This is a genomic window from Massilia sp. (assembly GCF_046293535.1).
Taxonomy (GTDB): Bacteria; Pseudomonadota; Gammaproteobacteria; order Burkholderiales; family Burkholderiaceae_D; genus Telluria.
In genome coordinates this window covers 59,538-82,614 of sequence record NZ_JBKBOV010000007.1, presented here as the reverse complement: position 1 = coordinate 82,614, position 23,077 = coordinate 59,538, and the positions used below count along the sequence as shown (strand labels likewise).

Here is a 23,077-nt window from a genome sequence, read left to right as displayed (position 1 = left end):
TCGGTCGACGCTTGATGCCGGCCAAACGTGCAAACGGACCTTTTTTCAGTCAGGTTTGTTCAACGCCAGTACCGGCGCTGACGTATCGCCGGCGGGGGCTGCCGGTCGCAGGACGAAACCGCGCCGGGCGACATCGCGCCCGAGCACCACACGCAGGTTGGCCGGGGCACAGCTGGCCACCTCCTGCAACTGCGCGCCGCCGAAACGGCCGGCCAGACGTTCGGCCGCCGCGCGGTGGGGCGCTTCATATTCGATGCGGGTCTGGCGCACGCCGAAGCCTTTGTGGTTCGACAGGCGCGCCACTTTCAGCCCGTCGGTGCCGACCTGGCGTGCCAGCGAGCGCGCCATGCCCGACACGCCATTTCCATTACGCAGCTCGACGAGCGCGAGGACCGGCGCGTCCCGTCCCGGCATGATTGGCGCCGGCGCCGGTTCCGACGGTCGTGCCGGAGCAGACGGGCTTGCCGGGATCGGGCCGCGCCGCAGTTCCATCATGCCGTCCGTACCGACATGCAGCTGCACCTGGCTCCACCCTCCTTCCTCGCGCGCTGGCGCCTTGAGTGCGCGGTCGATCGCCGCGACCTGGGGCCGGCTGCTGGCAGCGGCATAGTCGGCGCGCACGTCATGGTTGCGCAAGGCCTCGGCCTGGCTCAGCATCTGCTGCGCGCGCTCCTCCTGGCCCAGCTTGCGCAGGGTGTCGCCCAGCAGCTGCCAGGCACGGTGATTGAGCGGATCGAGCAGGCAGGCCTTCTCGAGCGAGACCAGGGCTTGGTCGTACTCCCCGTTCAGGAAGTAGGCATGGCCGAGGTTGCTGAACAGGTAGGCCTTGCCGGGACCGGACGACAGCGTCAGTGATTCGGTCAATGCGCGCCACAGCGCGATCGCGGTGGCGAATTCGCGCTGTTCCGCGTACAGCGTGGCCAGCCCGTTGCGGGCATCCACGTGACCGGGAACAGCTTGCAGCGCAGCCTGGTAGGCGGCGCGCGCTTCGTCGTAGCGGCGCGCGAGATGATGGTTGCGGCCGGCGAGGTAGGCGTCGGCGGCGGCCGCAGCCGTCAGGTTCAAGGCTGGCCGCCCGCCGATGGGCGCGCATGCCGCCAGGGTGGCGCCGGCACACAGCAGCGCCAGGCGTGCGAACAGGGTGAGGCTTGGCATATCGGACTCCTTCGTGTTCATTGCGAAACGGTCAGTTTGCCCAGGGTCCCGGAAATCTGGATCACGGCCGGTCCGAGCAGCACCATCAGCAGCATCGGGAATATGCAGAAGATCAGCGGGAACAACAGCTTCAGTCCGATGCGGGCGGCGCACTCCTCGGCCATTACCCTGCGCTTGTGGCGCAGGCTGTCGGACTGCACGCGCAGCGACTCGCCGACGCTGGTGCCGAAGCGCTCGGACTGGATCAGCATGGCCACCAGGGTATCGACGTCCTCGACGCCCGAACGCAGCGCGAAATTGCGGAGTGCCTTTTCCTTGCTGAAGCCTGCGCGCATTTCCATCAGGACGAGCTGCAGCTCCTGCGCCAGCACCGGGCTCTTGATGTGGATTTCGCCCGCTACCTTGACCACGGCCCGCTCCAGGCTCAGGCCAGCTTCGACGCAAACGGTCATCAGGTCGATCGCGTCCGGGATGGTTTCGAAAATCTCGCGGCGGCGCCGTTTCACGATGCGCTCGAGGATCATGTTCGGCAGGTAGTAGCCGAGCGCTGCTGCGCTCAGCAGCAAGGCCATCAGGCGCCAGCCGGCCAATGCATTGCCGTAGAAGACGACAACCGGCGCGGCCAGCGCAGGCAGCAACAGCGCCAGCGCGGTCTTCGACGCAAAATACAGCGCCGGGGCGGACGGATTGCGCCAGCCGGCATTCATGAAACGCGTGCGCAGGCTGGATTTTTCCCAGCCTTCGTCGGGGATCGACAGCTTGCTCAGTGGCTTGGCCGCGTTGGCGACGCGCTCGACCCAGCCATTCGCGGCGTCCAGTTGGCTCTGCTCCGCATTGCCGAGGAAGTGGCGCAGGCGTTCGCGCAGGGCCAGCGGTGCGAACAGGGCCAGGCCGAGCCAGACGAGGCCGCAGACGACCCACAGGACGATGAGCAGGAAGATCAGCTGGGAGGATGTCATGGTCACCTCTAGATGGAGCGTAGGCCGGTCTCAAATGCGGATGCGGATGATCTTGCGCATCCAGATAATGCCGATCAGCATCAGGCCGAGGCCGAACCAGATCATGCGCATCCCTCTCGGGTCGCTCCAGAGCACGCTGGCATACTTGGGGCTCATGATCTGCATCGTGCCCAGCACGGCGAACGGCAACAAGGTCAGGATCACCGACGACATCCGTCCTTCCGCCGACAGCACGCGCACATGCGCGACCAGTTTCAAGCGGGCACGGATGATCTGGCTGATGTTCCCCAGGATCTCGGCCAGGTTGCCGCCTGATTCGCGCTGGATCAGCACTGCGATGATCAGGTAGCGCAGGTCGGTCAGCGGAATGCGCGCCGCCATGCCGTGCAGCGCCTCGTTCATGGGCACGCCATAGTTGATCTCCTCGCGGACAATGCGGAACTCGCCGCTGAGCGGTTCCGCCAGCTCATTGCCGACGATCTGGAGGACGTTGGTGAACGAGTGCCCGGCGCGCAAGGCGCGCCCGATGAAGTCGGCGGCATCGGGCAGCTGCTGCTCGATGCGGATCAGGCGCCGCTGGCGCGCACGCCGCAGCAAGACCCAAGGCACGCACAGCCCGAACAGGGCCATCACGATGCGGAGCGCGGCCGGCAGGGGCCACGCGAGCGACACCAGGCCTGCGGCGGCCATGCAGCCGAGCGACCAGGCCAGGAACTGTCCGACCGTGTTGCCGGTGCCTGACTGTACCAGCAGGGCATCGATCCGGTGCGCCAGCGGGACGCGGTGCAGGATCCGGTCCAAGGCGACATTGCGACTGTAGGGCCGCTGCTTGAGGATCGAGATCCGCTCGCCGCTGCGCCCGGACGAGCCGGACATGACCTGCAGCCGGCGCGCGATGCGGCGCGCCGCCGCACCGTGCGTGCCCATCCACCACAGGTAGGCGCCCTCGATCGCGAGGACCGTGGCCGCGAACAGGAACACCACGAATGCGTAGAACAGCGCGTCCATGCTGCCTCCTCAGTCGAAGATCCGGTCGGGATCGAAGGTGTCTTCCGGCACCGGCACGCCAAACATCTTCAGGCGGTCGGCGAAGCGCGGGCGGACCCCGGTGGCGCTGAAGCGCCCTTTCACCTTGCCGTCGGCGTCGACGCCGCTCTGCTCGAAGCGGAAGATTTCCTGCATCGAAATGACGTCCCCTTCCATGCCGGTGATTTCTTGCAGGCTGATCACCTTGCGGGTGCCGTCAGTCAGCCGCGACGCCTGCACCACCACCGTCACCGCAGAGACGATCTGCTGGCGGATCGCACGCGCGGTCAGGTTGACGCCTGCCATGCTGACCATGTTTTCCAGCCGCGACAGCGCATCGCGTGGAGTATTCGAGTGGATCGTCGCGAGCGAGCCCTCATGGCCGGTGTTCATCGCCTGCAGCATGTCGAGCGCCTCCGCGCCGCGCACCTCGCCCAGGATGATGCGGTCGGGCCGCATCCGCAACGCGTTGCGCACCAGCGCGCGCTGGGTCACCTCGCCCTTGCCTTCGATATTTGGCGGACGGGTCTCCAGGCGCACCACGTGCGGCTGGCGCAGCTGCAGCTCGGCCGCGTCCTCGATCGTCAGCACCCGCTCCGTGGCCGGAATGAAGCCGGAAATCAGGTTCAGCAAGGTGGTCTTGCCGCTGCCGGTGCCGCCCGAGATCAGGATGTTCACCTTGGCCGCCCCCAGGCTTTCCAGCACCCGGATTATGGGCGGCGTCAGGCTTTTATAGTCGAGCAGGTTCTGCACCGTCAGCGGCGAGGAGCCGAAGCGACGGATCGAGAGCAGCGGACCGTCGACCGCCAGCGGCGGGATGATCGCATTGACACGCGAGCCGTCCGGCAGGCGCGCGTCGACCATCGGGCTCGATTCGTCGACCCGCCGGCCCACGCGCGAGACGATCTTCTCGATGATCTTGATCAGGTGCGCATTGTCGTGGAAGCTGATGTCGGTGAGTTCGAGCTTGCCGCGACGCTCGACATACACCTTGCTGGCGGTATTGACCAGGATGTCGGAGACGCTCGGATCGTTCAGCAGCGGCTCGAGCGGACCGAAGCCGAGCATCTCGTGCTGGATGTCGAGCACCAGGTGGTGGCGCTCGTGCTGGTTCAGCACGATGCGCTCCTCCTCGATGATGCGCTGGATCAGCAAAGCCAGCTCGTGCTTGAACTGCTCGGCGGTGAGGCGCTTGAGGCGCTCGAGGTCGATGCGGTCCAGGATCATCTGGTGCATCTGCTTCTTGAGCTCCTGGTAAGCCTGGTTGGCGACTTCTGGCGGGACCACGCCGGGCTGGCGCTCCTGGGCGGTACTCGCAAGGCGTTCACGTAGGGACATGGATGGCTCCGTGGCGTTCTGTTTCGTTTTGATCACTCATCTTCGCCGCGGCCGAACAGGCGCTCGAGCAGCCCCCTGCTCTCCGGGATGCGGCGCGCCGTCACCAGTTCGACCATGTCGGCCAGGCTGCGCGCCGCCGCGCTCGAGCGCGACAGCTGCAGCACCGGTACGCCCTGGTTGACGGAGTCGGTGACGGCGACGTAGTCATTGGGGAAGGTATGCACCACTTCGCAGCCGAGTGCCGCATGCAGGTCCTGCAGGCGCAGCTTGCCGCCCTTTTCGTAGCGGTTGACGATCAGGCGGATGTGGTCCAGCACGTAGCCGAGCGAGCGGAAGATGTCGAGCAGGCGGCGCGCATCCCGAATGTCGGGCAGCGCCAGCTGCAGCACGGGATAAATCGTGTCGGTAACGTCCAGGACGCGCAGCGACACCGCATCGATCTGGCGGCCGACGTCCAGTAGCACATAGTCGTAGTGCTGGCGCGCCACGCGCAGGATGGTATCGATGTGTTCCGGCTTGGCTTCCTTCGCATAGGCAGCGTCGTCGGCCGCGGCCAGCACGCCGAAGCCCGGCGTCACATGGACGACGCAGGACTCGAGAAAGGGCCCGTCCACGCGCGCGATCTGGGCGCAGACGTCGGATAGTGTCATGGTCGGCTTCTGGTCGGACACGTACAGCGCGGCGTCGCCGAACTGGCCGTGCAGGTCGATCAGCAGCACCTTCTTGGCGGCCAGGGTGGCGAGCGCGTAGCCGAAATTGGTCGAGATGAAGGTGGCGCCGCTACCGCCCTTGCAGGCGATGAAGGCGAGGATCTTCCCGTCGCGCAGGCCCGACACCCCGGCCGCGGCCGAAATGCGGTCCATCGACTCGTGGAAGGCGCGATGCACCAGCGGCAGCTGCAGCACTTCGCGCACGCCGGCACGCATGGCGTGGATCAGGAGGTCCGGATGGTGCTGGTCGGTCAGCAGCATCAGGTGGGCTTCGGGATACTGGCGGCCGAGGCGTTCGAGCAGGGGGGCTTCCGAGGGTTCGGTCTCGGTGACGTCGATGATGACCAGTTGGGGACTGTCGGCTTCGGGCCGGTCGAGTGCCTCGCGCAGGCTGGCGCGGACGGCACCGAGGTTCAGCGGCGGCACGCGTGCCGCCCCCTGGGAGGCGATCTCCGCATAGAGCTGGCTGTCGCGGCTGATAAGTAGCGCTTTCATGGCGGGCCTCGTTGCTGGCGCATCGGGTCAAAGTGGGTGGCAGGCGCTCATCGAGCGCCGCCAGTGCTGAAGAAGATCGGCGCGGGTGCCGGTTCTGGCTGGGCAAAGCTGCGCTGGTAGCGCTCGTGCGCGCCCCTGGCCGCGCGGCCGTCCACCCCAACGACTGGATTGCGGTTGGCCGACGCCGCCGGATCGAGCACCTGGGCTGCCAGGTTGGCGCGCGTGGCTTGACCGAACTGCCTGTCCCAATGTGGTGTCGTGTGCATGCAGCCCTGCAGGCAGGTGGCCAGCAAGCCTGGTAGCAGGAAGTGAATCTTGGTCTTCACGTGACCTCCTATTTGAGTTCAAAACCGCCAGCGGTCTGCGCGGCGGGGGCCGCGGCCGGCGGCGTGGATGCGGCAGCGGTGGTCGTGGTCGGGACAGGTCCCTCGAGGCGGCCGCCGAGCAGCACCGCGCCGCGGGATGGAATGCCCACCTTATCGGTCGGCAGCGAGTACTCGGCGCCCGGGATCGGCTTGACCAACCGCGCCGTGATCACGAACACCAGTTCAGTACGGTCCTGCTGGTAGTCGGTGCTGCGGAACAGCGCACCCAGCACCGGGACTTCGCCCAGCATCGGCAGGCCCTTCAGGTTGGCCACCAGGTTGTTCTTCACCAGGCCCCCGATGGCGAAGCTCTGCCCGTCATACAGCTGCACGGTGGTGCTGGCGCGGCGCGTGGTCACGACCGGCAGGATCGCGTTGCCGGCAAGGCCGAGCGCCGACACGCCGATCCCCTCGCGCGACAGTTCCGACACTTCCGGCGCTACCTTCAGGTTGATGCGCCCGCCAGACAGGACGGTGGGGGTAAAGCGCAGGCCGACGCCGAATTCCTTTTCCTCGAGCGTAACCCTGTTGTTGTCCTGAGCAACCGGGATATAGAACTTGCCGCCGGCCAGGAAAGTGCCCTCCTGTCCGCTGATGGCCAGTATGTTCGGCTCGGCCAGCACGCGCACCAGGGCATCCTGCTTGTCGGCCTCGGCGATCAGGCGATTGCCGTTGGGTTTCACGCCGCCTATCCCGCTTTGCATCTTGCCGCTCAGGAAATTCGATGCCAGGACAGCGGTCCAGCTACCGGGATTGAAGTTGAAGGCGGTGCTGGTTTCGAGCCGCTCGAGCAGGGTCTTCGACACCTCGGCGACCTTGACCTCCAGCTGCACCTGCTGGGGGGCGCCGACGTTGAGCAGGTTGACCACGCGCGTGGCCGCGCCACTGCCGCTGCCTGTGTTGGTGCCGCCGCCGTTGTCGTTGGCCAGCGGGATGACGCCGTCGGTATCGTTGGCCTTGTCGGCCGATGGCAGCTGCCGCAGCGGACGCCGCACGTAGGCAGACGCCAGCTCGACCGCGCGGGTGATCGCGCCGGCGTCACTGACGGTACCCGTCAGCACCAGCGAATCGGCGGCGGCCAGCACCCTGATGTCCTTTTCTTCGGGCATCGCTGCGGCCAGCGTCGCCTGCAATGCGGCGGGGTCCATCGAGACCACGATGTCGACTACGCTGCACAGGCCGCTCTTTCCCTGCACGATCATGTTGGTGCTGCCGACGTCGACGCCGGCAATGTACAGCGTGTCCGGCGACACCAGCATCGCTTGCACGATGGCGGGGTTGCCAACGCTGCGGTTGAGCACCCTCTCAGGCAGGCGCAGCATGGTGGACTTGCCCATGTTGAGCGACAGCGTAGCGGGGCGCGCGGCTTCGCCGTTGCAGCCCATCGCGAGCTGGGAACGCGCTTCCTGCTGCCTGGCGGCAGCTGCGGCGGCCGGCTTGGCGGCAGCACTGTCGGCTGGCTTGGCAGGAGCGGCGGCGGGCTTGGCAGCTACGGCGGCGGCATGGGAGGGCGCGGTGGCGGCCAGCGCCAGGCCAGCGGCAAACCGTGCAAGATTGAGGCGTCTGTTCATGGCATCCATCCCGGATCGATAAAGTCAGAAGCATTCCTGTGAAGCATGCAGGCCATTGATGACCTTGATGCAGTCGCGCCGCGGCGGCGCCGCTGGAGCCGGGCGCGGCGCCTGCGCCTGCACCCGTGGTGCACGCACCGGCATCGCCACCGGCCGCACGGGTGAAGCCTGAGCCGGCAGCAGGTTCTCCTTGGTAGCGCCCAGGGTCTCGGCCGGAGCCGGGTCGACCTGGTTGCGCAGCGCCAGCGACAGGGTGCCGACGCTGCGCGCCAGGTCGAGCTTTTCGGCCTGCTCGGGCGTCACTTCGAGCGTGACGGCGTTCACGACCTTCGGTTTGGTTTCGTCGCGGTTGACTTCCTGCGCCACTGCCAGCACCAGGATCCGTTCCAGTACGATCTTGGAGATGCTCCGCTCGCGTTGCCGTCCCTCCTGCGCCTGCGCCTCGGTCTCGGTGCTGACGATGATGTCGACATAGTTGCCCGGCAGGGCGAAGCCGGCCACGCCGATCACGTCGTTGACGCGGACCGTGATGGCGCGCTTGCCCTCGGTAATCAGCGCCGACAGGCCGCCTACCGTGCCGGCGGGCGCCAGCTTGGCCTCGCTCAGCGGTTCGCCCATCAGGATGCTGGATTTGAGCACCCGGCCACCCAGCTTCTGGGGGTCGTCGAACGCGCCTTTCGGCACGCTGTGGGCCGGCCATTCGACCAGCTTGAGCATCTCGGGCGTCAGGCGCTGGCCGATGCTGATGTCGGCCCCGGCCACCACGATGCGGTCGGCACGCTTGGCCGGCTGTGTCAGTAGCCAGCGTGAAGCCAGCAGGACGGCCGCCACGCCGAAAAGGATCGCGAGCGTCATCACGATCACGGCACGCTTGTTTTTCATCGGACATCTCCCAGGTTACCGGGTTCGAGCGCCGCGCAAGAACCGAACAGGCTGCTCCACGCCTGGCCCACGCTGCCGACGTCGAAACGTGGCGCGTGGCCGGCGAACCCGGCGAAGTCGGCAATCCGGCCCAGCAGCTCATGCGGCCAAGCTGCCAGCAACGGGCGCCGGGTGCGGCGGTGCAGTTCGTTGATCAGGTAGTCGATCGCGCCTTCCTCGGGCTCGATGCCGCGCAGCCGGCATTGGCGCCACAGCAGCGCGCGGTAGCCCGTTTCGGACAAGGGACCGATCGGGATCCGGTAACCCACGCGACGCAGGCAGAATTCGTCCAGCACCGCCTGTGGCGCCAGGCTCGTGACCAGCACCAACGACACGTCGAACGGCAGTGCATGGCTGGCCCCGCCGGGCACTGTGACGTGGTCGGTGCCGCTCTCGAGGGCGCCCAACCAGCGGTGCAGCACCTCGGAGGCCGGTACCCGCTGGCGGCCGATGTCATCGAGCACCAGCAGGCCGTTGTTGGCCAACAGGTGCGGTGGCGCGCACAGAACGCCGCGGGCGGCATCGATGCGCAGTTCCAGCATGTCGCGCGCCAGTTCGGCTCCGACATGCACGAGCGGACGCTGGCACAGCGCCCACCGTGCGTCGCAGCTGCGCCGATCCTCAAGGCCGCGGAGCTGGAGCGGCGCCGGATGCAGCGCCGGATCGTACACCTGGACGATTTCGTGGTTGACCAGTACCGCATAGGGAATCGCCACCGGCTCCTGGCGCAGGCGGGCGAACCTGCGCGCCAGCGTCGTCTTTCCGCTGCCCGAAGGACCATACAGCATCAGCGGCCGGTTCGAGTGCAGCGCGGCGCCGATCAGTTCGTTCACCGGGGTCTCGATGCCATCCTCTGCCAGCGCGGCCTGCAACTGGGGCGACGTGACGCGAACGGCATCGGGACGGCGCGACGACTGCTGCCCGACAAGGGTGCGATAGGCGTCGAGTGCCACCGGCGCCGGACCAACGTAGCGCGACTCGGCCAGGTGTTCGGCGGCGGCACGCTGACCGAACCCGGTCAGTTGGTAATGCACGTCGAGGTCGGATTCGCCCGACCAGGCCACCTCGGCCAGCTGCTCGGCCACCAGTCCCTGCAACACTTCGCGCACCACACTGACCGACAGGCGCAAGCGCCCGGTGAGCAGGGACAGCGGCGTCTTGCCACTGGCGTGCATGGTCTTGACGAGCAGCGCGCTCAACAAGCGTGGTTCGAGGCCCGTATCGCGCACGGTGCGCGGCTGGCGCGGCAGGATGGGAACAAGCTCCACCTCTCCCCCGCCACTGCCAGCTGCACCCGCCAGTAGCTCATCGGAATGAGCGACTGGCCTTGGTGCTGAAAACACTTCCATAAGGAAACCTCCTGATGAGGTGCGGATATTTCTTACATTTGTTAAATTGATTCTAGCCATCGTCCTCCCCTCTCCATTTGACCTCCGGCAAGGAAGCAGACTTGGCAGAAATATCAGACGTAACGGCTTGCGAGGACGTAGATCGTGGCGGCTGCGATTGCCACGCCATAGGGGATCGAACCAGCGCTTGCCTGCGTCTTCGCATGCATCGCCGAACGCCGCAAGGCAAGCTGCGACACGGCGTCCCGCAGTCCTTCCAGCGCCAGTCGGATCCGGCCCCGGAACAGGATGACGGCAAGGGCCATCACCCCGCCGACGCACCACGCAAGCACTGCGATGTGCAAGACAGCGGCAGGGCCGGTGAACGCGCCCACCGTCGCCATCATCTTTACATCGCCGGCAGCCATCCCACGGACGAGGTAAAAGGGAAGAAATAGCAGCAGCCCGACGGCGGTGCCGGCAAAACAGGCCAGCAGCGCTTCGCCAGGTCGCGGCGACAATGCATGAAGAAGCAATGCTCCCGCCAGGCCTGTCAACAGCAGCAGGTTCGGGATACGCCGGCTTGCCAGATCGTTGATTGCGGCGGCGGCAACCAGCAACAACAGAAACGTGTCGAGATAGGGTGCGACGGGCATGATCGGCTCCCCAAGGACAGAAAAACCCCCAGGACCGAGTGGTCCCGGGGGGCGCCGGCGATTATGCGAAGGACTTGAGCTTGTCGGAAATATCAGTGAACAGCTCGTCGAGGCCACCGCCCAGGGCGGTGGCTCCCGCTACAATCGCAACGCCGACCAGCGCTGCCAGCAGGCCGTACTCGATGGCCGTCACACCATCTTCATCAGCAATGAAGGTTTTGATGGCGGAGGTAATGGTGTTCATGATGAACTCCTTATGATGGTTGAGAGGACTACTGCAAGGTCTTACTGACAGACGGGGCCCCGTCTTGTGCTGCTTTCGACTGCGTCTGTCAGTGAGTTCACTGTACCGAATAGTGCCGCACGGCAAGTTGATGATCGGCAAACTTGCCGTGTGGAAAGCTGTGTTTCCGAGCAGACTTGCTTCTGCACAAAAAATATGCCCCTCATGCGTCTTCAGGCGTTAAAAGATAAATATTGTTAAGAATAGTTGCCTACAATACAAAAACACATTATGCTGTCCCTCTTGCCCGCCTAGAAAAGCGGCAGCCCGTATACCGACCCGGCCGTGCTCTTGCGTGACTCAGTTTCTCTGCGTTTCTGAAAAAACCGACATGGATTCCCTGCTGCGACACATGGTGGACATGACTGGCCACCGCGATCACACGATGCTCGACATCTCCGTGATTTCGGCGGTGCAGGAACTGTCGGGCGCGCTGCAGACCCGGGTCCTGGGCGTCGCGACGGTGTGTGGCCAGAAATTCGTGCGCGCGCGGGCCTGCATTCGCGCCGGCGGCGTCGCCTGCCCGGAAGAGCAGCTCGACGGCAGTCCGGGCGAGCCGCTCGCCGCCTTTCCCGAGTTGGCGCACTGCCTCGAGCACCATGACTCGCGTGCCGAAGGCCTGGGCAGGGACGGCCTGCGCCGCCTGTGGCTGCCGATCTGGTTCGGCGACAAGGCCGATACCTGCCTCGAAATCGTGCACGAACAGGGTTTCACTGCCGAATCGATCCACACGATCAGTGGAATCGTCAGCGTTTACCGCAATTTCCAGAACCTGCTCGATTACAGCGAGCGCGACTCGCTCACCGGACTGTTGAATCGCAAGACTTTCGACGACCAGTTGGCGCGCATGCTGCACAGCGGCGACACCGAACCCCTGGTGCCGGGCCTGCCGGAGCGGCGCCAGCACGGGGCCGAGGAAAAGCAGTGGCTGGCCGTGGTCGACGTCGACCATTTCAAGATGGTGAACGACCGCTTCGGCCACCTGTACGGCGACGAAGTGCTGATCCTGGTCGCGAACCTGCTGCAGTCCTCGTTCCGTTCGCAGGACCGGGTGTTCCGCTTCGGCGGCGAAGAGTTCGTGGTGCTGCTGCGCTCGACCACGCTGGAGAATGCCCGCAAGATCATCGACCGCTTCCGCACCAACGTGGAGACCCACGTGTTCCCGCAGGTAGGCCGGGTCACGGTGAGCGTCGGTTTCACCAGCATCAGCGCCACCGATTCTCCGGTGGTAACGCTGGGCCACGCGGACCAGGCCCTGTATTTCGCCAAGGCCAATGGCCGCAACCGCGCCTGCCACTACGAGGAGCTGGTGGCGAACGGCCTGCTCCAGACCATCACCGCCAACGACACCGCCGAATTTTTCTAGGGCGCCTGCCGGCTCTGCGCGAACGCCAGCGCGTCTTCGAGGCGATCGTCGCCCCAGAACAACTCTCCCTGCACGATGAAGCTCGGCGCGCCGAAGATGCCGAGCCGGCGCGCGGCCTCGGTCTGCGCGCGCAGCGCCGCCTTGTTGGTCTCCCCTTGCGCCTCGCGCAGGATCGCGGCCGGATCCGGGACCAGCCCCTCCAGCGCCGCCAGCACGGCGCCGGCGTCGTCGATGTCGGCATCCTCGGCCCAGTTGCGCAGCATGATGCGGCGGCAGTATTCGCCCATCCAGGCTTGCTGCGCGCCGAGCAGCGCGACCCGCATCGGCAGCAGCGCCCGGCGCGGGAAGCTTGAAGGCCGCGTGAAAGGAATGCCGTACTTCGCGGCCCGGCGCACCATGTCGCGCCAGACGTACTCGCCCTTCTCCTTCTGCTCGGCGAAGGGCGAGCTTTGCCATCCCAGTTCGCGGAAGATGGGGCCGAGCAGGAAGGGCTTCCAGTGCAGCGGCACGCAGGCGGCACGGGCGAGCGCCTCGATACGCATGGTCGACAAGTAGCTGTAGTTGCTGCCGAACTCGAACCAGCATTCGATGGGTGGGTGCATGCCTTCCTCGCTTGGTATAGTGTGTCAAGAGTATGCAGGCAGTCGCCTGCCGCCACAACAGGAGTGTCGGGATGAGCAAGGTACTGATCGTGACGGGCGCCGGCCGCGGCATCGGCGCCGCCATCGCCAGGCAGGCCGCCGGCAAGGGCCATGCGGTGGCGGTCAACTATCGCCATGACGAAGCGGCGGCGCAGGCGCTGGTGGCGGCGATCCGCGCCGATGGCGGGCAGGCCGCCGCGATCCAGGCCGACGTCGCGCTCGAAGCGGAGGTGGCGCGCCTGTTCGCGCAGGTCGAGCAGCAACTCGGAGCGCCGGCCGCGCTGGTCAATAATGCCGGCATCACGGGGCGCATCGCGCGCTTCATGGAGACCGATCCCGCCACCGTCGAGGCGGTATTCCGCACCAACGTGTACGGCACCATGCACTGCTGCCGCGCCGCGATCGACGCCTTCCGGCGCCATGGCACACACGGGGTAATCGTCAACCTGTCCTCGATCGCGGCCAGCACCGGCAGCGCGCATGAATATGTGCACTACGCCGCCAGCAAGGCGGCGGTCGAGACCTTCACGCTGGGACTGGCGCGCGAGATGGCGGGAGAAGGCATCCGCGTGTGCGCGGTGGCCCCCGGTTCGACGCTGACCGGCATCCATGCGGCGGCGGGCGAGCCGGGCCGGCCCGAGCGGGTGGCGCCGGCCATCCCGATGGGGCGCCTGGCCACGCCCGACGAGATCGCGGAAGCGGTGCTGTGGATGCTGTCGCCCGCCGCGTCCTACGTCACCGGGACGACGCTGCGCTGCGCGGGCGGGTTGTAGGCGGCGCTCAGGACTCGGCGATGTGCATGAAGCGCAGCGGATTGACGTTCCACTTTTCGGCCGACTCGTGGCGCAGGATCTTGTCGCCGCCGCCGAAGCCGAGCGGCTTGGACAGGTCGAGGGTCTGCGGCTTGATGTAGCCTTGGCTCTTGGTGCTGAAGAACACGTTCACCTTCGGCGTGAGCAGGCTGGTTTCGTGCGGCTCGATCACCACGCCCAGGCGGCCGGATTCGAGCAGCACCAGGGTGCCGACCGGGTAGATGCCGACGCAACGCATGAACTCCTGGGCCAGCGTCGGGTTGAAGTGGAACTTGCTCCACTCATAGATCTTGCGCAGCGCTTCGGCCGCCGGCATGCCCTTGTGGTAGCAGCGGTCGGAGGTGATGGCGTCGTAGACGTCGACGATCGCCGCCATCTGCGCCAGTTCGCTGATACCGCCTTCGGCCTGCTTGTCCGGGTAGCCGCTGCCGTCGCGCCGCTCGTGGTGGTGCAGCGTGATGTCGAGCGGGATCGCGCCGATCTCGGGGGTCTTGACCAGGATCTCGTAGCCGTCGCGCGGGTGGCGCTTGATGATGTCGAATTCCTCGTCGGTCAGGCGGCCCTGCTTGTTCAGGATGGTGTCCGGCACCAGCGCCTTGCCGGTGTCGTGCAGCAGTCCGCCCAGGCCGGCCTGGTAGATCGTGTCCTCGTCCATCTTGCGCGAACGGCAGAACGCGACCAGCAGCGCGCACACGCTGACCGAATGCAGGAAGGTATAGTCGTCCTTGTTCTTGATGCGCAGGAGGCCGAGCAGCGCGCCGGAGTTGCGCAGGATCGATTCGGTCACGCTCTCCACGACCGGCCCCACCTTGTCCAGCTCGACGGCCTTGCCGAGACGGGCGTCGGCCATCACGGTGCGCACCAGGCCCGCGGCCTGCTTGCGGATGTTGGCGGCACGGGCAAGTTCTTCGCCCAGCGAGACCCGGGTGACGATCAGCGGCTTGGTCGCGATGGCGGTCACCTCCGCTTCCGTGGCGGCCTCGGCCTGCGCCAGGGTCGGCGCATCGTCCACGTCCAGACCCTTGCTGCAATCGATGACGACGCCGCGGATCCGCGCATTGCGGATTTTGAAGATTTCGTCTTCGGTCGTCAGCACGAAACGGTTACGCACGAACGGATGGTCCATCCAGCCGCAATCGAGATCGTGGATGAACATCCCGACCTTCAACTGTGAAGCATCGACCTTTTTTAACATGTCCCTACTCTGCTCTGTAATAATGTCGGCGCCCGTCGGCCGCGGTGCAGTATAACAATTTCGTTACACCTAATCATTTTTTGTTGCTTACCAGATACATCCTTAAGAGATGGAATTTCGTCAACTCCGGTATTTCGTCGCCATCGTCGACCACGGCTCGCTGTCGCGTGCCGCGCTGGTCCTGCACGTGGCGCAGCCGGCCTTGACGCAGCAGCTGCGCCAGCTCGAAGAGGAGCTGGGCGCGCAGCTGCTGCACCGTTCGGCCCATGGCGTCGTCAGCACCGACGCCGGCAAGATTTTCTACGAGCACGCGCAGGCCATCCTCAAGCAGGTGGCCGATGCCCGTTCGGCGGTGGTCCAGTCGACCACGCGGCCTTCGGGCAGCGTGTCGCTCGGCCTACCGCACAGCATCTCGGGCGCGTTGGCCCTGCCGCTGCTGAAGGCCACCCGCGCCCGCTACCCGGAAATCACCCTGCAGCTGACCGAGGAGATCTCGGGCAGCCTCACTGAGCAGCTCAAGTCGGGTCGCCTGAACCTGGCGGTGCTGTTCGACCAGGTCGCGGCCGGGCATTTCACCGCGACGGCGCTGGTCGAGGAAGACCTGATGTTCATCTGCCGGGCCGGCTCGCATTTCGCACCCGCGGCGACCAGGCTGAGCTTGCGTGAAGCCCTGGCCAGCCCCCTGATCCTGCCGGCCCGCCAGCACGGCGTGCGGCCGCTGGTCGAACAAGCGGCGCAGGGCGCCGGCCTGGCGCTGGGCACCATCCTCGAGATCAATTCGATCGCCATCCTGCGCTCGGCCCTGCTGGCCGACCTGGGCGCTACCCTACTGCCGGTCGCGCCGCTGCTGGCCGACATCGAGCGGGCTGCGATGGCTGCCTGGCCGGTCGGCGAACCGGCGGTGACGCGCCACGTGACCTTGTGCGCCTCGCGTAACATCCCGCTCACCAATGCGGCGGCGGCGATCGGGAAGCTGGTACGCGAAGTGACCGAAGACCTGTGCGCGCAAGGCGCCTGGCCGGGTGCAAGGCTGGTCCCGGCCTGACGTTTATAACAGTCATCAGTTTTTCTTATACCCCCATCCGGATTCCCTATTGGCCCTGGCTGGCCTAAGTCCCTACACTCCACGCGGTCAAAAAGCGCCCTCGCCTACCCGGCGGACGGCGCAAGAGCCCGACCCACACAATGGAGACCCGCATGCCAGATACCGTCACGCCACAGGCCGTGGCGCCGGACTATTCGTCCCGCCTCACTACCGTCACCCTCGACGACAAGTACACCGCCAAGACCGGCAACATCTTCCTGTCCGGGATCCAGGCCCTGGTGCGCCTGCCGATGATGCAGCGCGAGCGCGACGCCGCCGCCGGCCTGAATACCGCCGGCTTCGTGTCCGGCTACCGCGGTTCGCCGCTCGGCGGCCTCGACGAGACCCTGTGGAAGGCCAAGGGCCACCTGGAAGCGAACAATGTGCAGTTCGTCCCGGGCGTGAACGAAGACCTGGCCGCCACCGCCGTTTGGGGCACCCAGACCGTCGACCTGATCGGCCCGGCCAAGTACGACGGCGTATTCGCCATGTGGTACGGCAAGGGCCCGGGCGTCGACCGCTGCGGCGACGTGTTCAAACACATGAACCATGCCGGCACCGCCAAGCACGGCGGCGTGCTGCTGGTGGCAGGCGACGACCATGGCGCCTACTCCTCGACCTTGCCGCACCAGTCCGACCATATCTTCTCGGCCTGCATGATCCCGGTGCTCTACCCCTGCAACGTGCAGGAATACCTGGACCTGGGCGTGCACGGCTGGGCCATGTCGCGCTACTCGGGCTGCGCGGTGGCCTTCAAGGCGCTGGCCGACACGGTCGAATCGAGCGCCTCGGTGGACGCCAATCCTTTCCGCGTCGAGGTCAAGTACCCGAAAGACTTCGTGATGCCGGAAGGCGGCCTGAATACCAAGCTGTCCTCCGTTCCGCTGGGCCAGCAGGCGCGCGCCCAGGAAGCGCTGATGCAGGACTACAAGATCTACGCGGCCCTGGCCTACGCTAGAGAAAACAAGCTGAACCGCACCACCATCGATAGCCCGAACGCAAAACTCGGCATCATCGCCTCGGGCAAGTCCTACCTGGACGTGCTGGAAGCGCTGGAAGAACTGGGCATCGACGAAGCGATGGCCGAGAAGGTCGGCCTGCGCCTGTACAAGGTGGCGATGATCTGGCCGCTGGAGCCGGAAGGCGTGCGCGAATTCGCGCAAGGGCTGGAAGAGATCCTGGTGGTCGAAGAGAAGCGCCAGGTCGTCGAGTACCAGCTCAAGGAACAGCTGTACAACTGGCGCGACGACGTGCGCCCGCACATCGTCGGCAAGTTCGACGACAAGGGCGAATGGGTGGCGCCGCGCGGCGACTGGCTGCTGCCGCCGAAAGCCGACTTCTCGGTGGCGCAGGTGGCGCGCGTGATCGCCGGCCGCATCGCGCGCCTGGTCTCCGACGACACTACCCGCGATTTGATCCGCGCGCGCCTGTCCTTCCTCGAAGCCAAGGATGCCGTGCTTGCCAAGGCGATCACCACGCCCTTCCGCCCGGCCTTCTATTGCTCCGGCTGCCCGCACAATACCTCGACCAAGGTGCCGGACGGCTCCTTCGCGCTGGCCGGCATCGGCTGCCACGTGATGGCGACCTCGATCTACCCGGAGATGAACAAGCTGACCACCCACATGGGCGGCGAAGGCACGCCCTGGATCGGCCAGGCCGCGTTCTCCAAGGTGCCGCACGTGTTCCAGAACCTGGGCGACGGCACCTATTTCCACTCGGGCTACCTGGCGATCCGCGCGGCGGTGTCGGCCAAGGTCAACATCACTTATAAAATCCTGTACAACGACGCGGTCGCGATGACCGGCGGCCAGCCGGTGGACGGCCAGACCTCGGTACCGATGATCGCCCAGCAAATGGCGGCCGAGGGCGTGAAGCGCATCGCGCTCGTCACCGAAGACCTGTCGCGCTACGCCGACCGTTCCAACCTGCCGGCCCTGGTCACCCTGCACGACCGCAAGCAGATGGACGACGTCCAGCGCGAACTGCGCGAACTGCCGGGCGTCACGGTCATCATCTACGACCAGACCTGCGCCGCCGAGAAGCGCCGCCGCCGCAAGAAAGGCGAGTTCCCCGACCCGAACCAGCGCATGGTCATCAACGAAGCGGTGTGCGAAGGCTGCGGCGACTGCGGCATCCAGTCGAACTGCGTCTCGATCCTGCCGAAGGAGACGGAATTCGGCCGCAAGCGCCAGATCGACCAGTCCTCGTGCAACAAGGATTACTCGTGCGCGAAAGGCTTCTGCCCGAGCTTCGTGACCGTCGAAGGCGGCGCGCTCAAGAAGAGCAAGACGGGCGTGTCGAAAAGCGGTAGCGAAGACGGCTGGGGCACCCTGCCGGAGCCGTCGCTGCCGAGCGTCGAGCATCCGTACAACATCCTGATCAACGGCATCGGCGGCACCGGCGTCATCACCGTCGGCGCCCTGATGGGCATGGCCGCCCACCTCGAGGGCAAGGGCGCCTCGGTGCTGGACATGACCGGCATGAGCCAGAAGAACGGCTCGGTGACCTCGCACGTGAAGATCGCGGCTACCCCGGACCGCCTGCGCGCCCAGCGCATCGCCACCGGCGAAGCGGACCTGATCCTGGGTTGCGACATTCTCACCACCGGCGCCGCCGATGCGGTGTCCAAAATGCGTCCGGGCCGCACCCTGGCCATCGTCAACCTGCACGAGCAGCCGACCGGCACCTTCGCCCAGCAGCGCGACTGGGAGTTCCCCTCGGGTGACGTGCGCGCGCTGATCCTGGAAGCCGTGGGCGGCGAATCGGGTGTCGACTTCGTCGACGCCACCAAGCTGGCCACCGCGCTGATGGGCGATTCGATCGCGACCAATTTGTTCCTGATGGGTTACGCCTGGCAGAAGGGCCGCATCCCGCTGTCGGAAGCCGCCCTACTGCGCGCGATCGAACTGAACGGTGTGGCGGTCGCTTCCAACAAGATGAGCTTCCTGTGGGGCCGCCGCGCCGCCGTCGACTTCAAGCGCGTCGAGAAGCAGGCGACGCCAAGCCAGACCGTCGTGATCCAGATGCCGCAAAGCCTGGACAGCGTGATCAAGAAGCGCGTCGAGCACCTGACCGGCTACCAGGACGCCGCCTATGCGGCGGTGTACGAAGATCTGGTCGAGCGCGTGCGCGCGGGCGAATCGGCGCAGGGCCTGGGCACCAAACTGTCGATGGCGGTGGCGAAGAACTACGCCAAGCTGATGGCCTACAAGGACGAGTACGAAGTGGCGCGCCTGTACACCGACGGCCGTTTCGTCGAGCAGCTCAAGACCCAGTTCGAAGGCGACTTCTCCCTGAAGTTCAACCTGGCGCCGCCGATGTTCGCGAAGAAGGACGCCAAGGGCCACATGGTCAAGGCGCAGTACGGCTCCTGGATGTTCGGCGCCTTCAAGCTGCTGGCGAAGATGAAGGGCCTGCGCGGCGGTGCCTTCGACGTCTTCGGCAAGACCGCGGAGCGCAAGATGGAGCGCGCCCTGATCGTGGAATACCGCGAGATGGTGGAGGCGCTGATCGCCAAGCTCGACGCTTCGAATTATATGGAAGCGATCGAACTGGCCTCGCTGCCGGAACAGATCCGCGGCTTCGGCCACGTGAAGGAAAAGGCCGTGGCCGAGTTCCGTGCTCGCAAGGCTGAGCTGCTGGCCGGCAACGTCAAACGCCGCGCTGCTTAATCAAGAAGCGCAATGAAACAACGTCGTCCCCGCGCAGGCGGGGACCCATTTTCCAGCCGCCAGTCGCAACAGTTTCATTGGCACGCAACAAACTGGGATTCCCGCCTTCGCGGGAATGACGTTCATCGGCACGTAGCCTTCTTGACGTTAACGTTAACGTCATATACCGTACCAAGATACTCCGTCCTCATCCGATATCCAAGGACCACCTCCATGAACGACATCACCCCCGCCACGAAACTCGACCTGCCGGAGCAGCCGAAGCTGGCCAACAAGGTGCGCTTCGTCACCGCCGCTTCCCTGTTCGACGGCCACGACGCCTCGATCAACATCATGCGCCGCATCCTGCAGTCGAACGGCGCCGAAGTGATCCACCTTGGCCACAACCGCTCGGTCGACGAAGTCGTCACCGCGGCACTCAGCGAAGACGTGCAAGGCATCGCCATTTCGAGCTACCAGGGCGGCCACGTCGAATACTTCAAGTACATGATCGACCTGCTGCGCCAGCGCGGCGGCGCCCACATCAAGGTGTTCGGCGGCGGCGGCGGTGTGATCGTCCCGAGCGAAATCGAGGAACTGCACGCCTACGGCGTCACCCGCATCTTCAGCCCGGAAGACGGCCAGCGCATGGGCCTGGTCGGCATGATCCGCTCGATGCTGGAAAGCTGCGACGTCGATTTGTCCTCCTACGCCCCCACCTCGTTGGACGCATTGAAGCAAGGCGACATCGCCGCGCGCCACCGCCCGCTGGCCCAGCTGATCACGGCGCTGGAAAACGGCAAGGCCGACGAAGGCCTGCGCAAGCAGATCATGGAAGCGGCCGGCAGCGTCAAGGCGCCGGTGCTCGGCATCACCGGCACCGGCGGCGCGGGCAAGTCCTCGCTGACCGATGAACTGATCCGCCGCATCCGCCTCGACCAGGGCGACCGCCTCAACATCGCCGTCATCTCGATCGACCCGTCGCGCCGCAAATCGGGCGGCGCCCTGCTGGGCGACCGCATCCGCATGAACGCGATCAATCCCTGGAACGGCCAGGCGCGCGTGTTCATGCGCTCGCTCGCCACCCGCGAAGCCGGTTCCGAGATCTCGCAGGCCCTCCCTAGCGTGATCGCGGCCTGCAAGGTGGCCGGCTTCGACCTGGTGATCGTCGAGACCTCGGGCATCGGCCAGGGCGACGCCGCCATCGTGCCGCACGTCGACACCTCGATGTACGTGATGACCCCGGAATTCGGCGCCGCTTCGCAGCTCGAGAAGATCGACATGCTCGACTTCGCCGACTTCATCGCCATTAATAAATTCGACCGCAAGGGCGCCCAGGACGCGCTGCGCGATGTCGCCAAGCAGTACCAGCGCAACCGCGAACTGTGGAGCAAGCAGCCGGACGAAATGCCGGTCTACGGCACCCAGGCGTCGCGCTTCAACGACGACGGCGTCACCGCCCTGTACCACGGCCTGCTGCCGAAGCTGGCGGAGCTGGGCCTGCAGGTGGAGCCAAGCAAGCTGGCCGCTCCTTCGCAGAAGTACTCGAGCGGCAAGAACGTGATCGTGCCCCCTAGCCGCGCCCGTTACCTGGCCGAGATCGCCGACACCGTGCGCGGCTACCACCGCAACGTCAAGAAGCAGGTGCAACTGGCGCGCGAGCGCCAGCAGCTGAGCGAAACCAAGCGCATGCTGGCCGCCGCCAACCGCGACGTGGTATTGGACGACCTGATCACCGAGCGTGACAACGCCATGGAAGGCAGCGCCAAGAAGCTGCTGGCCATGTGGCCGGACATGCAGGCCGCCTACGCGGGCGACGACTACGTCGTGAAAATCCGCGACAAGGAAATCCGCACCCGCCTGGTGCAAAAGACCTTGTCGGGCAACCCGATCCGCAAGGTGGCGCTGCCCAAGTTCGAGGACCACGGCGAGATCCTGCGCTTCCTGATGCTGGAAAACGTGCCGGGCTCCTTCCCCTACACCGCCGGCGTGTTCGCTTTCAAACGCGAAGGCGAAGACCCGACCCGCATGTTCGCGGGCGAAGGCGACGCCTTCCGCACAAACAAACGTTTCAAGCTCGTGTCGACCGGCATGGAAGCAAAACGACTGTCGACCGCCTTCGACTCGGTGACCCTGTACGGCGCCGACCCGGCGCTGCGCCCGGACATCTACGGCAAGGTCGGCAACTCGGGCGTCTCGATCGCGACCCTGGACGACATGAAGGTGCTGTACGACGGTTTTGATCTGTGCAGCCCGTCGACCTCGGTCTCGATGACCATCAACGGCCCGGCCCCGACCATCCTGGCGATGTTCATGAACACCGCCATCGACCAGCAGATCGACAAGTTCGTGGCAGACAACGGCCGCCAGCCGACCGACGACGAAGCCCAGAAGATCAAGGACTGGGTCCTGATGAACGTGCGCGGCACCGTGCAGGCCGACATCCTGAAGGAAGACCAGGGCCAGAACACCTGTATCTTCAGCACCGAGTTCTCGCTGAAGGTCATGGGCGACATCCAGGAGTATTTCGTGCACCACCAGGTGCGCAACTTCTACTCGGTGTCGATCTCGGGCTACCACATCGCCGAAGCGGGTGCGAACCCGATCTCGCAGCTGGCCTTCACGCTGTCGAACGGTTTCACGTTTGTCGAAGCGTACCTGGCGCGCGGCATGCACATCGACGACTTCGCCCCAAATCTGTCCTTCTTCTTCTCGAACGGCATGGACCCGGAATACACGGTGCTGGGCCGCGTGGCGCGCCGCATCTGGGCCGTGGCGATGCGCGACAAATACGGCGCCAACGAGCGCAGCCAGAAGCTGAAGTACCACATCCAGACTTCGGGCCGCTCGCTGCACGCGCAGGAAATCGACTTCAACGACATCCGCACCACGCTGCAGGCCTTGATTGCGATCTACGACAACTGCAACTCGCTGCATACCAACGCCTACGACGAAGCAATCACGACGCCGACCGACGAATCGGTCCGCCGCGCACTGGCGATCCAGCTGATCATCAACCGCGAATGGGGCCTGGCGAAGAACGAGAACCCGAACCAGGGCGCCTTCATCATCGACGAACTGACCGACCTGGTCGAAGAACAGGTGATGCAGGAGTTCGAGCGCATCGCCGAGCGCGGCGGCGTGCTGGGCGCGATGGAGACCGGCTACCAGCGCGGCAAGATCCAGGAAGAGTCGATGCTGTACGAGCACAAGAAGCACGACGGCTCGCTGCCGATCATCGGCGTGAACACCTTCCGCAACCCGAACGGCGCCGGCGCCCCGGCGACGATCGAACTGGCCCGTTCGACCGACGATGAAAAGCAGTCGCAGCTGACCCGCCTGGAAGCCTTCCACCAGCGGAACGCCGATAAGGCGCCGGCCGCCCTGGCCGCGCTGCAGCAGGCCGCGATCGACAACGAGAACGTGTTCGCCAAGCTGATGGACGCCGTGCGCGTCTGCTCGCTGGGCCAGATCACGACCGCGCTGTTTGAAGTGGGCGGGCAATACCGCCGCAATATGTAA

Annotated in this window: 18 protein-coding genes; 5 read left to right on the top strand and 13 right to left on the bottom strand. The window is 65.7% G+C overall.

Going from position 1 to position 23,077, the window contains the following annotated elements:
* Positions 1-45: 45 nt before the first annotated feature.
* The 11 genes from ACK4S9_RS06015 to ACK4S9_RS05965 form a co-directional block, all read right to left on the bottom strand.
* Positions 46-1,155: a tetratricopeptide repeat protein gene (locus ACK4S9_RS06015; protein WP_409722850.1), complete on the bottom strand. Its 1,110-nt coding sequence runs from the start codon at positions 1,153-1,155 to the stop codon at positions 46-48.
* Positions 1,156-1,172: 17 nt separating this feature from the next.
* Positions 1,173-2,114 (bottom strand): type II secretion system F family protein, encoded by a 942-nt coding sequence (locus ACK4S9_RS06010; RefSeq protein WP_409722848.1) that lies wholly within the window; start codon positions 2,112-2,114, stop codon positions 1,173-1,175.
* 30 nt (positions 2,115-2,144) lie between these two features.
* Positions 2,145-3,122, bottom strand: a complete 978-nt coding sequence (locus tag ACK4S9_RS06005) for a type II secretion system F family protein (protein WP_409722845.1) — start codon at positions 3,120-3,122, stop codon at positions 2,145-2,147.
* Positions 3,123-3,131: 9 nt separating this feature from the next.
* Complete coding sequence (locus ACK4S9_RS06000) at positions 3,132-4,478, bottom strand: CpaF family protein (RefSeq protein WP_409722843.1); 1,347 nt, start codon at positions 4,476-4,478, stop codon at positions 3,132-3,134.
* Between the two features lie 32 nt (positions 4,479-4,510).
* Entirely contained in the window at positions 4,511-5,683 is a 1,173-nt protein-coding gene (locus ACK4S9_RS05995; RefSeq protein ID WP_409722841.1) for a CpaE family protein, read from the bottom strand.
* Positions 5,684-5,730: 47 nt separating this feature from the next.
* Positions 5,731-6,009, bottom strand: coding sequence for a hypothetical protein (locus tag ACK4S9_RS05990; protein ID WP_409722838.1), 279 nt, complete (start codon positions 6,007-6,009; stop codon positions 5,731-5,733).
* A gap of 8 nt (positions 6,010-6,017) precedes the next feature.
* Complete coding sequence (locus ACK4S9_RS05985; protein ID WP_409722835.1) at positions 6,018-7,619, bottom strand: type II and III secretion system protein family protein; 1,602 nt, start codon at positions 7,617-7,619, stop codon at positions 6,018-6,020.
* Positions 7,620-7,643: 24 nt separating this feature from the next.
* Complete coding sequence (gene cpaB, locus ACK4S9_RS05980; protein WP_409722832.1) at positions 7,644-8,501, bottom strand: Flp pilus assembly protein CpaB; 858 nt, start codon at positions 8,499-8,501, stop codon at positions 7,644-7,646.
* Positions 8,498-9,889, bottom strand: coding sequence for an ATP-binding protein (locus ACK4S9_RS05975; RefSeq protein ID WP_409722829.1), 1,392 nt, complete (start codon positions 9,887-9,889; stop codon positions 8,498-8,500). Before ACK4S9_RS05975 ends, cpaB begins: the two co-directional genes overlap by 4 nt.
* Before the next feature lie 113 nt (positions 9,890-10,002).
* Positions 10,003-10,524 carry a prepilin peptidase gene (locus ACK4S9_RS05970; RefSeq protein ID WP_409722826.1) on the bottom strand — a complete coding sequence of 174 codons (522 nt, stop codon included), beginning with the start codon at positions 10,522-10,524 and terminating at the stop codon, positions 10,003-10,005.
* A gap of 61 nt (positions 10,525-10,585) precedes the next feature.
* Entirely contained in the window at positions 10,586-10,768 is a 183-nt protein-coding gene (locus tag ACK4S9_RS05965; RefSeq protein WP_409722823.1) for a Flp family type IVb pilin, read from the bottom strand.
* A gap of 370 nt (positions 10,769-11,138) precedes the next feature.
* On the opposite strand from ACK4S9_RS05965, the gene ACK4S9_RS05960 reads away from it, so the two are divergent.
* Complete coding sequence (locus ACK4S9_RS05960; RefSeq protein ID WP_409722820.1) at positions 11,139-12,173, top strand: GGDEF domain-containing protein; 1,035 nt, start codon at positions 11,139-11,141, stop codon at positions 12,171-12,173.
* On the opposite strand, the gene ACK4S9_RS05955 is transcribed toward ACK4S9_RS05960, so the two are convergent.
* Positions 12,170-12,775, bottom strand: coding sequence for a 2-hydroxychromene-2-carboxylate isomerase (locus tag ACK4S9_RS05955; RefSeq protein ID WP_409722818.1), 606 nt, complete (start codon positions 12,773-12,775; stop codon positions 12,170-12,172). The two genes, ACK4S9_RS05960 and ACK4S9_RS05955, sit on opposite strands and share 4 nt — an antisense overlap.
* Before the next feature lie 71 nt (positions 12,776-12,846).
* Here ACK4S9_RS05955 and ACK4S9_RS05950 point away from each other — a divergent pair, with 71 nt between their 5' ends.
* The gene (locus tag ACK4S9_RS05950; protein WP_409722816.1) at positions 12,847-13,587 is read left to right on the top strand and encodes an SDR family oxidoreductase; all 741 of its coding nucleotides are present in this window, start codon (positions 12,847-12,849) and stop codon (positions 13,585-13,587) included.
* A gap of 7 nt (positions 13,588-13,594) precedes the next feature.
* Here the strand turns inward: ACK4S9_RS05950 and ACK4S9_RS05945 are convergent, their stop codons facing one another.
* Positions 13,595-14,821, bottom strand: coding sequence for an HD-GYP domain-containing protein (locus tag ACK4S9_RS05945; protein ID WP_409722813.1), 1,227 nt, complete (start codon positions 14,819-14,821; stop codon positions 13,595-13,597).
* A 109-nt stretch (positions 14,822-14,930) separates the two neighbouring features.
* On the opposite strand from ACK4S9_RS05945, the gene ACK4S9_RS05940 reads away from it, so the two are divergent.
* The 3 genes from ACK4S9_RS05940 to icmF all read left to right on the top strand — a co-directional run bounded on the left by ACK4S9_RS05940 (position 14,931) and on the right by icmF (position 23,077).
* On the top strand, positions 14,931-15,866 hold the full coding sequence (locus ACK4S9_RS05940) for a LysR substrate-binding domain-containing protein (protein ID WP_409722810.1): 936 nt from the start codon (positions 14,931-14,933) through the stop codon (positions 15,864-15,866).
* A 152-nt stretch (positions 15,867-16,018) separates the two neighbouring features.
* Positions 16,019-19,576, top strand: coding sequence for an indolepyruvate ferredoxin oxidoreductase family protein (locus tag ACK4S9_RS05935; protein WP_409722808.1), 3,558 nt, complete (start codon positions 16,019-16,021; stop codon positions 19,574-19,576).
* A gap of 213 nt (positions 19,577-19,789) precedes the next feature.
* Positions 19,790-23,077: a fused isobutyryl-CoA mutase/GTPase IcmF gene (gene icmF / locus ACK4S9_RS05930; RefSeq protein WP_409722805.1), complete on the top strand. Its 3,288-nt coding sequence runs from the start codon at positions 19,790-19,792 to the stop codon at positions 23,075-23,077.

Bases quoted from the DNA above. Each gene is read 5' to 3' on its own strand.
- ACK4S9_RS06015 (WP_409722850.1), bottom strand. From the start codon at position 1,155: ATGCCAAGCCTCACCCTGTTCGCACGCCTGGCGCTGCTGTGTGCCGGC.
- ACK4S9_RS06010 (WP_409722848.1), bottom strand. From the start codon at position 2,114: ATGACATCCTCCCAGCTGATCTTCCTGCTCATCGTCCTGTGGGTCGTC.
- ACK4S9_RS06005 (WP_409722845.1), bottom strand. From the start codon at position 3,122: ATGGACGCGCTGTTCTACGCATTCGTGGTGTTCCTGTTCGCGGCCACG.
- ACK4S9_RS06000 (WP_409722843.1), bottom strand. From the start codon at position 4,478: ATGTCCCTACGTGAACGCCTTGCGAGTACCGCCCAGGAGCGCCAGCCC.
- ACK4S9_RS05995 (WP_409722841.1), bottom strand. From the start codon at position 5,683: ATGAAAGCGCTACTTATCAGCCGCGACAGCCAGCTCTATGCGGAGATC.
- ACK4S9_RS05985 (WP_409722835.1), bottom strand. From the start codon at position 7,619: ATGAACAGACGCCTCAATCTTGCACGGTTTGCCGCTGGCCTGGCGCTG.
- cpaB (WP_409722832.1), bottom strand. From the start codon at position 8,501: ATGAAAAACAAGCGTGCCGTGATCGTGATGACGCTCGCGATCCTTTTC.
- ACK4S9_RS05975 (WP_409722829.1), bottom strand. From the start codon at position 9,889: ATGGAAGTGTTTTCAGCACCAAGGCCAGTCGCTCATTCCGATGAGCTA.
- ACK4S9_RS05970 (WP_409722826.1), bottom strand. From the start codon at position 10,524: ATGCCCGTCGCACCCTATCTCGACACGTTTCTGTTGTTGCTGGTTGCC.
- ACK4S9_RS05965 (WP_409722823.1), bottom strand. From the start codon at position 10,768: ATGAACACCATTACCTCCGCCATCAAAACCTTCATTGCTGATGAAGAT.
- ACK4S9_RS05960 (WP_409722820.1), top strand. From the start codon at position 11,139: ATGGATTCCCTGCTGCGACACATGGTGGACATGACTGGCCACCGCGAT.
- ACK4S9_RS05955 (WP_409722818.1), bottom strand. From the start codon at position 12,775: ATGCACCCACCCATCGAATGCTGGTTCGAGTTCGGCAGCAACTACAGC.
- ACK4S9_RS05950 (WP_409722816.1), top strand. From the start codon at position 12,847: ATGAGCAAGGTACTGATCGTGACGGGCGCCGGCCGCGGCATCGGCGCC.
- ACK4S9_RS05945 (WP_409722813.1), bottom strand. From the start codon at position 14,821: ATGTTAAAAAAGGTCGATGCTTCACAGTTGAAGGTCGGGATGTTCATC.
- ACK4S9_RS05940 (WP_409722810.1), top strand. From the start codon at position 14,931: ATGGAATTTCGTCAACTCCGGTATTTCGTCGCCATCGTCGACCACGGC.
- ACK4S9_RS05935 (WP_409722808.1), top strand. From the start codon at position 16,019: ATGCCAGATACCGTCACGCCACAGGCCGTGGCGCCGGACTATTCGTCC.
- icmF (WP_409722805.1), top strand. From the start codon at position 19,790: ATGAACGACATCACCCCCGCCACGAAACTCGACCTGCCGGAGCAGCCG.